At 25.7% G+C, this 12476-nt stretch carries 10 protein-coding genes and 1 pseudogene; 1 reads left to right on the forward strand and 10 read right to left on the reverse strand.

Features of this window, described 5'->3' with window-relative positions; all coding sequences use genetic code 11:
* Position 1: 1 nt before the first annotated feature.
* The 10 genes from pseC to Tmeso_RS08565 form a co-directional block, all read right to left on the reverse strand.
* The gene (gene pseC, locus Tmeso_RS08520; protein ID WP_099190198.1) at positions 2–1195 is read right to left on the reverse strand and encodes a UDP-4-amino-4,6-dideoxy-N-acetyl-beta-L-altrosamine transaminase; all 1194 of its coding nucleotides are present in this window, start codon (positions 1193–1195) and stop codon (positions 2–4) included.
* A 14-nt stretch (positions 1196–1209) separates the two neighbouring features.
* Complete coding sequence (locus tag Tmeso_RS08525) at positions 1210–2343, reverse strand: DUF2920 family protein (RefSeq protein WP_099190200.1); 1134 nt, start codon at positions 2341–2343, stop codon at positions 1210–1212.
* A 23-nt stretch (positions 2344–2366) separates the two neighbouring features.
* Positions 2367–3374 (reverse strand): dTDP-glucose 4,6-dehydratase, encoded by a 1008-nt coding sequence (locus tag Tmeso_RS08530; protein WP_099190202.1) that lies wholly within the window; start codon positions 3372–3374, stop codon positions 2367–2369.
* A 23-nt stretch (positions 3375–3397) separates the two neighbouring features.
* On the reverse strand, positions 3398–4423 hold the full coding sequence (locus Tmeso_RS08535) for an SDR family NAD(P)-dependent oxidoreductase (RefSeq protein ID WP_099190204.1): 1026 nt from the start codon (positions 4421–4423) through the stop codon (positions 3398–3400).
* A 231-nt stretch (positions 4424–4654) separates the two neighbouring features.
* Positions 4655–6403: a motility associated factor glycosyltransferase family protein gene (locus tag Tmeso_RS08540; protein ID WP_099190206.1), complete on the reverse strand. Its 1749-nt coding sequence runs from the start codon at positions 6401–6403 to the stop codon at positions 4655–4657.
* 4 nt (positions 6404–6407) lie between these two features.
* Positions 6408–7763: a motility associated factor glycosyltransferase family protein gene (locus tag Tmeso_RS08545; protein ID WP_099190208.1), complete on the reverse strand. Its 1356-nt coding sequence runs from the start codon at positions 7761–7763 to the stop codon at positions 6408–6410.
* Between the two features lie 3 nt (positions 7764–7766).
* Entirely contained in the window at positions 7767–8117 is a 351-nt protein-coding gene (locus Tmeso_RS08550) for a hypothetical protein (protein WP_099190210.1), read from the reverse strand.
* The gene (locus Tmeso_RS08555) at positions 8110–9975 is read right to left on the reverse strand and encodes a motility associated factor glycosyltransferase family protein (protein WP_099190212.1); all 1866 of its coding nucleotides are present in this window, start codon (positions 9973–9975) and stop codon (positions 8110–8112) included. Before Tmeso_RS08555 ends, Tmeso_RS08550 begins: the two co-directional genes overlap by 8 nt.
* 165 nt (positions 9976–10140) lie before the next feature.
* Entirely contained in the window at positions 10141–10716 is a 576-nt protein-coding gene (locus tag Tmeso_RS17160; protein WP_099190214.1) for an IS3 family transposase, read from the reverse strand.
* Between the two features lie 66 nt (positions 10717–10782).
* A complete protein-coding gene (locus Tmeso_RS08565) occupies positions 10783–10995 on the reverse strand; it encodes a hypothetical protein (RefSeq protein ID WP_099190216.1) in 213 nt (70 codons plus the stop codon).
* 509 nt (positions 10996–11504) lie between these two features.
* Between Tmeso_RS08565 and Tmeso_RS16830 the strand changes: the two are divergent.
* A pseudogene (locus Tmeso_RS16830) lies at positions 11505–12355 on the forward strand (transposase); the annotation flags it as partial.
* Positions 12356–12476: the final 121 nt, after the last annotated feature.

The raw sequence follows: 12476 nt of genomic DNA on the forward strand, positions 1-12476 counted from the left end.
ACTACTTTCTATAGTAAGTTATAACCTTATTTATAGCATTTACTACATCTTGTAAATCTTTATTACTCATTTTAGGGAATAGCGGGAGAGTTATAATTCTTTCATATAAGTTTTCTGCATTTAAACATATTCCCTTTTTATACCCTAGTTTTTGATAATAAGGAAGTAGATATACAGGTAAGTAGTGAACATTCACTCCTATATTTTCAGCTTTTAAAGCTTCAAATATTTCTTTTCTAGTGCACTCCAACTTGTCTAGATTAAGTTTTATTACATATAAATGCCATCCTGAATTTGAATATTTAGCCTCAAAAGGAATAGTTATTTCTTCTATATCCTTAAAAGCATTATTGTATATATTTGCCATTTCTCTTCTTCTCTTTATAAAATCACACAATTTATCCATTTGACTTAATCCTAAGGCACATTGAATATCTGTTATTCTATAGTTATACCCTAGTTCTATTTGTTCATAATACCATGGCCCCTCATTATACGTTAATAGATTTTCGTCTCTAGTTATTCCATGACTTCTAAACAACATCATTTTTTTATATAATTCTTCATCATTAGTAACTATCATTCCACCTTCTCCAGTAGTTATAGGTTTTACTGGATGAAAACTAAATGTAGTTATATCAGCCAAAGTTCCTACTTTTTTATCTTTATATTCACTACCTAGAGAATGTGCTCCATCTTCTATAATTATTAAATTATGCTTATCTGCTATTTTTCTTATTTCATCCATATCAACTGCTTGTCCTGTAAAATCTACTGGAATTATAGCTTTTGTTTTATCCGTGATTTTTTTTTCTATTTCTCTAGAATCTATATTATATGTAGTAGGATCTATATCTACAAATACAGGCTTCCCACCACAATAAAGAACACAGTTTGAAGATGCCGCAAATGTTATAGGTGGTACAATTACCTCATCACCTTCTTTTATTCCAGCTGCTAAACAAGCTATATGCAACGCTGCTGTTCCATTAGATACTGCAACTGCATATTTTGCACTTACATAATCTGCTACTTTTTGTTCAAATTCTCTTACAGTAGGTCCTGTTGTTAAATAATCTCCTTTAAGTGTATTGACAACTGCATTTATATCATCTTCATCAATATGTTGTTTTCCATATGATAAAAAGCTATCTCTAATAGCCTTACCACCATATATAGCTAATTTTTCTTTCATCGCTATAATCTCCTTTATGTTACATTTAAAATTGTAAACTTCGGTAAAATACCATGATAATTTACCAAATATTCACCATTTTTAGTTTTTATATTAATATCATTTTGTAAATCTATTGAACAATCTTTATCAAAAGTATCTGCAAACTTTTGATAAGCTAATTCAAATAGTTCTAAGAAATCCGCATCTAACCCATGGTTTGTTGATTTAAATATCTTGCCATCAACTCTCTGTACATTTATTTCATTATATGTACAGTTTTCTATAGATTCACAAAAACTTTTTTTATATTTATGACTAATAAGATTATCTGTAATACCATGATAACTAACTATATTACAATTATTTTTAAAGTTAGAATATAAATAAGATAAAGATATCAAATCCTCATCTATATCTATAGTTTTAGCCAAATAATCAAATTCAACATTTAGGATCATATTATTTATTGGCATAATAATACATCTATTTTCTTTAATATAACCCGGATATAACCAAGCAGAATTATCTATTATTAATGAAAATAAAGTAGGGGCAAATATATTACATAAATATGCTAAATATGCACCATGAGAATGCCCATATATTATTACCTTTTTTGTATTAAATTCATAGTTATTATTATATAATACAGCCATAACTTTTAATACCGCTGTAATATTATCTATAGCTTGCATTATACTCATATCATTAAAATTACTTAAATTTTCATTAGATAAATCTGCTCTTAATTTTACATTTATATTATAATTACTAGCCATCTCTAAATATCTATATATGTCAAAATTACCATCTTTGTAAATATACTCTATCTCTTTAACAGAAAAATTTTTTTTTAGTTCATCTATATTGAAATTTGGAGAATATATACTTTTTTGTTCTTGCATAAACTCCCATCCAAAATAATCACATTGCACGGTAACCATATTGTATTTATCAGCAAATTCTTTTCTCATTTTCTTATATACATTTGAATTTGCATTTCCCCCAAATCCAGATATAAACAATATTATTCCTGTATCTGAATTTACACCATTATCTGGTATAGAGAAACATACATTGAATTTTCTATCATTGTAATTAACTTGTTCATCTTTAACATAAATACTCTTATGCCCCTCTGTTTCAAAACTATATTCTTTACTCATACCTAAACCCCTCTAACATCTTTTTATATTAATTGTGTTGTTTTTATCCACGTTTTAGTTTCTTCTATTCCTTCTTCTAATGTATATTCAGGTTCCCAACCTATTAATTTATTTGCTTTACTATAATCACATTTTAATTTCATAATTTCACTTTGAGGATGAATATGCTTAACGTGATTTATACTAACACATCCTTTGGATATAATATCCGCAAGTTTCTTTATAGTAACATCTCTGCTTGTTCCAGCATTTACAATTTCTCCATTTACTTTATCACAATATCCTGATTCTACCACGAAGTTTGCACAATCTTTTACATAAAGTAAATCTCTTGTTTGCTTTCCACTTCCATATATGTCTAAATCTTTTCCTTCAAGTACATTTTTAGCAAATATTGCTACAACTCCACCTTCTCCTCCAGTTTTTTGGAAAGGTCCATATGTATTAAAAGGTCTAATAACTACTGTTGGTATTCTATAAGAATAATGGTATGAGAGTACCATATTTTCAGCAGCTATTTTACTAGCTCCATATGGAGAAACTGGTTTTGTTGGATGAAGTTCATTTATTCCTTTTTCATCAGATTTATCATAAACCATACATGTACTCATAAATACTACCTTACAAGAATATTTTTCTTCTTTTTCATCTAAAATCCATTTATCTCCGTCCATTTTTGCATTTTTACCAAACATTTGAATTTTAGCTCTTTCTAATATATTAAAGGTTCCTACTGTGTCATTATAAAATGTAGTTTTTGGATCATCTATACTATCTTGTACGTTTATAGAAGCTGCTAAGTGATAAATTATATCAAATTTATTATCATTAAATATTTTATCTAAAAGAAGTTCATCTTTTATATCTCCTTCTATAAATTTAAATTTATTATCATTTTTAAATTCTTCTATATTCTCAATCCTTCCATTAGATAAATTATCTAATGCTGCAATACAATGTCCCTCTTCTAATAATCTTTTAACTACCCATCTTCCTATAAATCCAGCTCCACCAGTTACTAATATATTCATATTAAATTTCACACTCCTACATACTATATTAATTTTTCACTAAGTATTAATCTTCTAACTTCTTCTTTATCTATAGGATTTTTCCCATGTGAACTATACTTTCCTATATCTGCTTTTTTATATTTTGAATATGCTTTTTCATAATTCTCTAATCCACAAGTAATAGATCCTACAGCATACATATCTCCCCTATCATAAGCAAATTCTGATTCTTCTTCTGTCATTAATTCCTCATACATTTTTTCTCCAGCTCTTAACCCTATAGTTCTTATATTTACATCATCAATATCTATACCATACTTTTTGCAAATTTCTTCAACAACAACTTCTGCTAAATCTTTCAGCTTGATTATAGGCATTTTAAGTACAAATATTTCTCCACCTATACTTTGCTCTCCAGCAATCATAGTAAGTTTTACTGCATCTGTTAATGTCATCATGAACCTACTCATGGCATGATTTGTTACCAATATTTCTCTTTGTTCTAATATTAATTTCTTAAATAATGGTATAACAGACCCACGTGATCCCATAACATTACCAAATCTTACTGCTGCAAATTTTGTTTTAGCTTTCCCTTTTGTATAATTAGCAGTTTGGATTAGCCTTTCTGCTAAAAGCTTAGTAGCTCCATAAGCATTTGTAGGGCTTATTGCTTTATCAGAACTTGTTAAAATAACACTTTCTATATTGTGATGTATTGCAGCTTTTATTACATTTTCTATTCCCGTTACATTTGTTTTTATAGCTTCTGAAGGGTTATATTCACATGAAGGAACATGTTTCATAGCTGCTAAATTAAATACTATATCTATATCTTCCATAGCTCTTTCTACTCTATCGTAATCTCTAACATCCCCTATTAAAAATCTTAATTTTCTTTTATTTATATCATCTATTTCCTTTTCCATAATAAATTGCTTATATTCGTCTCTACTCAGTATCCTAATAACAGATGGTTCTTGCTTTAATAATTCTTTTACCATCCTTTTACCTATTGTTCCTGTTCCACCTATTATAAGTATTTTTTTATCTGTATAGTAATTCATCTTAACACCTACTTATCAAAATAATGTACCTTTTATCGTTCTTATATTTATATCGGTAGAAGTTTTCATATGTTTTACTATAATTATACCAAAATATCAATAAATCGACACAATCATATAACGGAATATATGTTATAATTTATCCTAAATTACAAAAACTCCTATATTTAACTTAGTTAAGTTAAATATAGGAGTTTATTATAAGTCATTCTATTTAAAATCATATAAATGTTAATAATATTTATTTTTTAATACTTCAATTAATTTTTCTAAATACTTCTGTATTTTTGAAACGGCCTCATATCTTGTTTTATATAAATTTAAGTTCCGATTAGATATTCTAATAACTGCATCTCGGTCATTTTCTTTTATTTTTTCGCTATAATTCAATGTAATATCTATCATGCTAGGTTGCAAATAATATGTTAAAAGATTATTCTCTTGACAGCTTTCTATTGAATTGTCTAATTCATCCATTTTATTTAAAACACGATCAATATCGATGTCGCTTTTCAAAACATAATAATCAATTAATTTCATAGATAAATTCATATTTTCATATATATTTTTTTTATTGTTTTCTAAATTATTATATACATTATTTAACATTTCTACTTTTTCTTTAATTTGATTATTACTTTTATAACTTATTAAATTATCAATACATTCATTTATGTTAATTTCACATTTGCAATATGTATCTATTGCATCATCTAAACTCATGATTTCTGTACCTTTAATATTTGCTCCACCTTCGGTTGCATTAATATATATACTATCATTATTGTTCATTATAAATTCTTCGAACCAGCATAAAAAATAATATAAACTAGAACTTGTTAATATATCATTATTGTTTATATCTTTTATAGTAATTAAATCATTATCAAATTTGTTAATTTCATTTTTACCTATAGAAGCTATATCACTATGATATTTGTTTCCAGTATATGCAAGATCTTGTCCTACAAATATTATTGGATTACATCCTAAATAGTTTGCAATACAAGTTGCATAGTTTGCAACTGAAGCACCTGATTCAAGTGTGTCATATCTCTTCTTTTCTATTTTACATATTAGATCCTCACAATACTTATCATTAGTAAATATAATTTTTCCTTTATATTTATTTATAAGCTTATTGTTAGCATTTAATAATGTTATAAGAGGTATATCGCATATATGATTTTCAACCAATTCATATGCAATATCATTAGGATCAATATTACATATAAAATGAGGTCTTATTCCTTTTTCTAAAAGAGGCTTTAATGTCCTTACCCCAGAGATTATAATAGAGTTATTTTGTGCTTTTTTTAATTTATCTATGTTTTTTTCTAAAGATGGCCCTGCTGAAACTATAATAGCTGATTTACCTTTAAATTTATTTTTCAATTTGTTTATATCGTTTCCTCTATATATAAGATGTTTTATATTAAATATAGAATTTTTAGTTATTTTTTCAGCTAAAATATTCGCAGTATCTATATGAAACTTTAATTGTTTTTTTTGTATATAAATTATGTCTTCTATGTTATTGAAATAGTTTTTATATATGTTTTCGTAAGAGTTTAGTCTATATAATTTTATATTTCTATATTGATTTTTCAAGAAAATATTTTTCAGTTCAAATTCGAAACTTTCTATATCTTCTTCTAATATAACTTTTATATTTGATTTTTCAAGAATTTCTTTTATTTCTATATTTTGATTTGCTAAATTAAATATTTCTCTATTAGGTTCTAATACTATTATGTCTGCATTTTCATTTACTAATTTATCTAGTTCTATAAGATTATATCCAAGACCCATTCCTAATAGTATAAATATATTATCTACATTACATTCTGTTATATCTTTAATATTGTTTATAGCTTCATTTATAGGATCATATTTACTATGAATATAAACTTGCCTATCTTCAAATTCTGCTTTTATTGTATATCCTCTTTTTTTAGCTTGTTCTATATGTATAATCATAAAGCTACTTCCTCTCTTTTAGAATATACTCTTCTATAAAATCTTCTAGCTTTATATGTTTACATCCATCAATAAAAGCTCCTTCTTCTGTGCAATTTATAAAATCTACATTTAGAGTATCTTTTATTTTATTTTCAATCCAATACTTAAAACTCAAAAGACCTAAAGTTGTATTCAAAATTTCTCCATTTTGACCTTTAACCTTTCTCATATTAGGAAGGCTTTTTACTTTTTCTTCTTCTCCATACATATCTCCTTTAGCATGATGTTGATTATTTGTATATGCCAAATCCTGCCCTATAAAAACTATTGGATTTCCTCCAAATTTTATAGCTATATCCATAACTGCAGTAGCTACAGAACCACCAGAATCTATCAAATAATCTTTATTTTTTATTCTATTTATATCATTACACACAACATATTTAGGTCCTAAATATCTAGAAACAGTATATGAACTAGCTGTATCTAAAAATACTAAAGGTATATCTAAATTTTCATATCCTTCTATTTGGTTGTATGTTATTTCTTGTGGATCTATTATGCAAAACATATTTGGTTTAAATCCTATCTCTAAAAGAGGTTTTAAAGCTGACCCCACTGCAAATATAAAAGCTTTATTTTTTATATTGTGAAGTAGCTGTTTATTCTTATTTAAAGAAGGTCCTGCCGATACTATAACTATAGGTATATTTTTATATTTATTAAACAAAACACCTATGTTTTCACACTTAATGCTTTTATTTTTTTCAAAATTTTTAGATAATAAATTTACCCATTTATCTGTAAGACTTTTCTTAATATTCCAATTTTCAATAGCAAATTTAAATTTGTCATATCTATTAGGTATTGTTTTTATAGATGCTGGATGAATAAAAAATTTATTTCCTTCTATCAATAAACCTTTTAATTTACTCGAAAGATATTTTTCATCATCAGAGATTATAAGTTTTAATCTATTATCTAATAATATTTCACTTAAATTCCTCAATTTTAAAGCTAATTTAAAAACTTCTAAGTTAATATCTACTACATACAATTTTTTATTTTTATCTAACTTTTTTAATATTTCTTCTATATGATATCCAAGACCAAACCCATAAACTATATTAACACATGCTTTATTGTCCAATTGAGCATTCGCAAATAAAGTAGCCTCTTTTTGTGGATTATATTTGCTATGTAAAAAACATTTATAATTATTTAATATATCATTATTTATAATTTCCAAAGTATAATCATTGGCTTTAGTTTTTACAATATTATATGTATAATCAGATTTATTAGTTTTTGATATTTTATTAAATAAGTTAAAATCTATTTTTTTTAAAATATCTATATTATTATTGTAAAAATTCATTTTTTACATTCCAATCATATCAGTTATTTTATTTTGCCACTTTTCTAATATTGGATTAATTTCATATTCTAACAAATCAGCTATAAGTACATAATCTCTATTTTCTAATGCACATACCATTTCCATAAGCTGTTCATTTATTTCAGAAATATCTATTTTTCCATTTTGTATGTCACTTGTAATATCTATACCTTCTGTTATATCCTTTAAAGCTTGTATAATTTCTACCACCCTTTCATTTCCTTTACCTTCATTTCCATTTTGAAATAATTCAATTGTATCTCCTATATCTTGAATAAGTTTCCCTAAATACTCACCAATAGTTTTTAATATTTCTAGTTTTTGATTATCCATTATCAATACTCTCCTTTAGTTTTTTTATAGATTTATCTATTAATTCACACGTAACATCTACATTCTCATATATCCCTTTGTATAATAACTTACTTTTCATAGCTAATCTCATACCTTGTTCTCGTTCTGTTTCATTTATCTTTTCTTTTAAGGTTTTATCTAAATTTATGTTTAAAATAACAGGCTCTACTAAATAATTAATCGCTATATTGCTATTCTTAGATTTCAACATATTATTATCTATTTTTTCTAACTTAATCAATATATCTCCTAATTTTTTTGATTTATCCTTTTCATATAATCTATACATTTCATCACTTAATTTAATTGCTTGTTTGGCATATTTTTTTAAATTTAATATATCATGTTTAACTTTGTTCAAATTAAATATTACTTTATCAATTTTTAACCTATCTATATTTTTACTTTCCAATTTACTATCTAAAACACATTTAGCATTTATATATTCTTTGCAATATTCTCCTATAGTTTCATTTAATGTTAATATATTTGTTCCTTTTATTTTCGCTCCACCTTCTGTTGCATCTATAACAGTTTTATTTGGTATACTTTCTATATAATTTTCAAACCATTTTAAATATGTATATAGAGGAAAACTAGTAAACACTTTAGCTCCATATATATCTTCTACTTCTAAATGTAGTTCTTCTGATTTATTATTACTTCCCTCAGTCTTTGAATTTTCTGCATGACTTTTCCCTTCTGTAAATGCTAAATCCTGACCTACCAAAATCAAAGGATTACATCCCATATAATCACCTAATGAAAAACATGCATTTGCAACCGATCCTCCCATAGATATAACATCCATATATTTATCGGTTATATCATTTATTAACCCTATAGTTTCAGGACAGTTTATATATATTTGTTTTCCTTTGTGATTTTTCATTACTTTACTGTTGGATATCACTGTAGTAACTAATGAAATTTTACTATGTTTATGCTTTAAGCTATCCTTTATTACATCATAAGCCATTTCTCCTGGATCTACAGAAACTATAATATCTGGAATAATATTGTTTTCAAGTAATGCTTTTAATGTTCTTCCTCCAGTTATAATAACTGACTTATCCTGTGCTTTTTTTAAATATTTTATATTTTTATCCAAAGATGGACCAGCCGACACTATTATTGCAGGTTTTTCTGCAAATATGTCTTTTAATTTTTGTATCTCATTCCCATGTGTAATACTATCTATATTCTCAAATAAATTTTGATTAAATTCATAAGAAAAATAATTTGTTGTATTAGCTTCAACTTTATTATATATTACTGAATATTTTAATTCTTTTACTGTCTCTAAATAAAACTTTTCGTATATTTTATCACATTGAGAAAATGTTAAGAAGCTAATATTTGATAAATCATTTACAGATACGAAATCTTTAAATGCTTTTTTAACTTTGTTTATATCCATACCTATACAAAAATAAATATTTTTTGATTTTATCAGTTTTGTAAAATCATTTATACTGATAGCTTTTTTAAAAACTTCTATACTCGGCTCAATAATTATAATCTTATTATTTTCTGTTAACAAATCAAATAATTTTAATATGTGATAACCTGGTCCCATACCAAATATCACAAAAACACTTTCCCCATTATATTCACCTATATTCTCTATAAATCTATAAGCTTCTTTCTTAGGTGAATATTTACTATTTATATATCTAGTCTTGCATTCATTTATTAATTTCATTGAATATGTATTTTCTTTAGTTAATTCAATTTCAATTTCATAATTATCATTAAAATCCACAATATAATCTACATAATCTTTTTCATAATATTCTTTTAACACACCTATGTTTCTTTTAAACATTTTTCCCATCTGTGTCCACCCTTCAAATCCAATATATACTTATATATCGTCAAAATAAAATAAAAGTTAATGTCGGGTAGGAGGAAAATAATTATTTTATTTTCTGTCCTCTCACACCACCGTACGTACCGTTCTGATCACACCCAGGTCAAGTGTACACGTAAAAAAAACGTATTATTCGACCTGATTACTATATTCAATAAGAGTCAGGTTGTTTAATTTTAACCGTAATCTCTCATTATTATAAAAATTTATATATTTTTTTACAGCACTAATAACTTCTTTTAGATTTTTAAAATTCTTAAAGTGAAATAGCTCGAATTTTAAATGGCCAAAGAAGCTTTCTATACATGCATTATCTAAGCAGTTACCCTTTCTAGACATACCAAATGACATGTTATTTCTTTTTATTAAGTTATTGTATCTTCTAGATGTGTATTGAAATCCCCTATCACTATTTAATATGACATTTTTAGTATCGCGTTTTCTTTTTGCTAATTTTACAGTATCAATGACTAAATCTATATCATTTTTATCGCTAATTTTAAATGCTACTATTTCATTATTAAATAGATCAAGAATTACGGATGAATAAAGCCTATATTTTCCGAATATTAAGTATGTAATATCTGTTACCCATTTCTTACCTTGTCTATCTGTCTTAAAATCACGATTTAAAAGGTTATCCGATACTACATTCTCCTTGGATTTAAAATATTTAGGTTTACGTTTGAGAATCTTTGCTTTAATGTCTAATTATTTCATTAGACGATAAACTCTTTTATGGTTTATAGTTAGTTTATCCTCACGTTTTAGTCATATTTTGATCCTTTTATATCCATAAATACCTTTATATTTTTGATGGCATATTTTAATTAATTCTTTTATATTATTGTCTTCAATATCTTTAGGAGTTTGAATTTCTTGTCTATGTATCCATTTATAATATCCACTTCTAGAAACTCTTGCAATCTTACATAATATCTTAATTGAGTTTTTATGTGCTAATTCATGAATAACTTTATTCATAAAATTATGCCTGCTAGATTAGACTATACGGTTTTTCTATATATGTCTACCTATTAGGGATAATATCAATTTTACATTGGAGTTTCTATTTTTTCTACTCATAACTATAAGCTTTTTTGAACCACAGGTCTAACCCGTGGTATTCCTTATACAAAAAAAGTAGAAGATTTAAATCTTCTACTCAGACTGTTAACAAAGAGATGTTAATTCTAAGTAATTAACATCTCTTTGTTTGTCCATAATCATAAATAGATATTTAAGCAAAAATGAAAATAATTTAAATACCGCTACTTAATCAATCTTTTAATAACACTAGAGATTGTATCGTTTAAATATCCGTTAAGAAACTTCGTTGTTTGACCGTAAGGGAGTTTTAGAAGTTTTTAGGCTATTTAAACGATACAATCTGGGTTTCATAGTAAAAGATTAATCAAAAGTAGCTAACATTTAAATTACCTTCATTTTAAGTTGGTTGATATAGAAATTTTATGATTTTGGAGGTTGATTTTATGTTATATAAAAGTTTAGAAGATGCTAGAAATGAAATGAACTCATTCTGCATTAATGACTTGGTATCCAAGTATAATCGAGTTAGAAAAATTGAAAATGCTATGAATTTTGATTTTATATATGATTTAGTTGAAAGCTGTTATTCTCCCGACAGGGGCAGCCCTAGTTTAGATCCAGTTATATTAATAAAAATAGCATTAATACAATATATGTTTGGAATATCTTCTCTGAGAAAAACTATTAATATACACGATAGTGTTATGTTTGATCCCCTATATAAATGACTTAAAGAAAAGTTTAAACCAAAAGCTATCGCTGTTGATGCTGAATATAAAGTCCCATATATATGTAAAACTTCATTAGATGATAATGTTATTCCTGTTACTCCGTATAAAAGACCTATGACTAAAAAAGGATTTTTTAAGAAATATGAGTTTGTTTATAATGAATACTATGATTGCTATCTTTGTCCTGAAGGTAAGATATTGAAATATACAACAACTAATAGAGATGGATATACAGAATATAAATCTGATAAAAATATATGTGAAAATTGTCCTAATCTAAATAAATGTACTAATAGTAAGAATACGACTAAAGTTGTAGCTAGACATGTTTAGGAAGAATATATGGAAGAAGCTAAACACTTAAGACACACTTCCTACAATAAAGAAGTTTATCCAATTAAATCTCAAACAATAGAAAGAGTTTTTGCTGATATTAAAGAAAAGCATGGTATACATTATACGAGCCTTAAGGGGGTTAAAAAAATAAAATGTAGGCTTTGCTTGTTTTTACTTACCTTAATTTTAAAAAATTAACTCTTTGGGTATGGAATCCTACTCCAAAAGAGGTGATTTTGTGTATGAATAGCAGAATAAAAGCTATATACCATGTGATTTTCACCAATAATAAGAAAAACTTATGTATAGCATAGCTAAATACATAAGTTTTGTCTTTAAACTGAGTAA

Origin of the sequence: Tepidibacter mesophilus, from assembly GCF_002724055.1 — a bacterium.
In the GTDB taxonomy this organism is placed as follows: Bacteria; Bacillota; Clostridia; order Peptostreptococcales; family Peptostreptococcaceae; genus Tepidibacter_A; species Tepidibacter_A mesophilus.

Bases quoted from the DNA above. Each gene is read 5' to 3' on its own strand.
- pseC (WP_099190198.1), bottom strand. From the start codon at position 1,195: ATGAAAGAAAAATTAGCTATATATGGTGGTAAGGCTATTAGAGATAGC.
- Tmeso_RS08525 (WP_099190200.1), bottom strand. From the start codon at position 2,343: ATGAGTAAAGAATATAGTTTTGAAACAGAGGGGCATAAGAGTATTTAT.
- Tmeso_RS08530 (WP_099190202.1), bottom strand. From the start codon at position 3,374: ATGAATATATTAGTAACTGGTGGAGCTGGATTTATAGGAAGATGGGTA.
- Tmeso_RS08535 (WP_099190204.1), bottom strand. From the start codon at position 4,423: ATGAATTACTATACAGATAAAAAAATACTTATAATAGGTGGAACAGGA.
- Tmeso_RS08540 (WP_099190206.1), bottom strand. From the start codon at position 6,403: ATGATTATACATATAGAACAAGCTAAAAAAAGAGGATATACAATAAAA.
- Tmeso_RS08545 (WP_099190208.1), bottom strand. From the start codon at position 7,763: ATGAATTTTTACAATAATAATATAGATATTTTAAAAAAAATAGATTTT.
- Tmeso_RS08550 (WP_099190210.1), bottom strand. From the start codon at position 8,117: ATGGATAATCAAAAACTAGAAATATTAAAAACTATTGGTGAGTATTTA.
- Tmeso_RS08555 (WP_099190212.1), bottom strand. From the start codon at position 9,975: ATGGGAAAAATGTTTAAAAGAAACATAGGTGTGTTAAAAGAATATTAT.
- Tmeso_RS08565 (WP_099190216.1), bottom strand. From the start codon at position 10,995: ATGAATAAAGTTATTCATGAATTAGCACATAAAAACTCAATTAAGATA.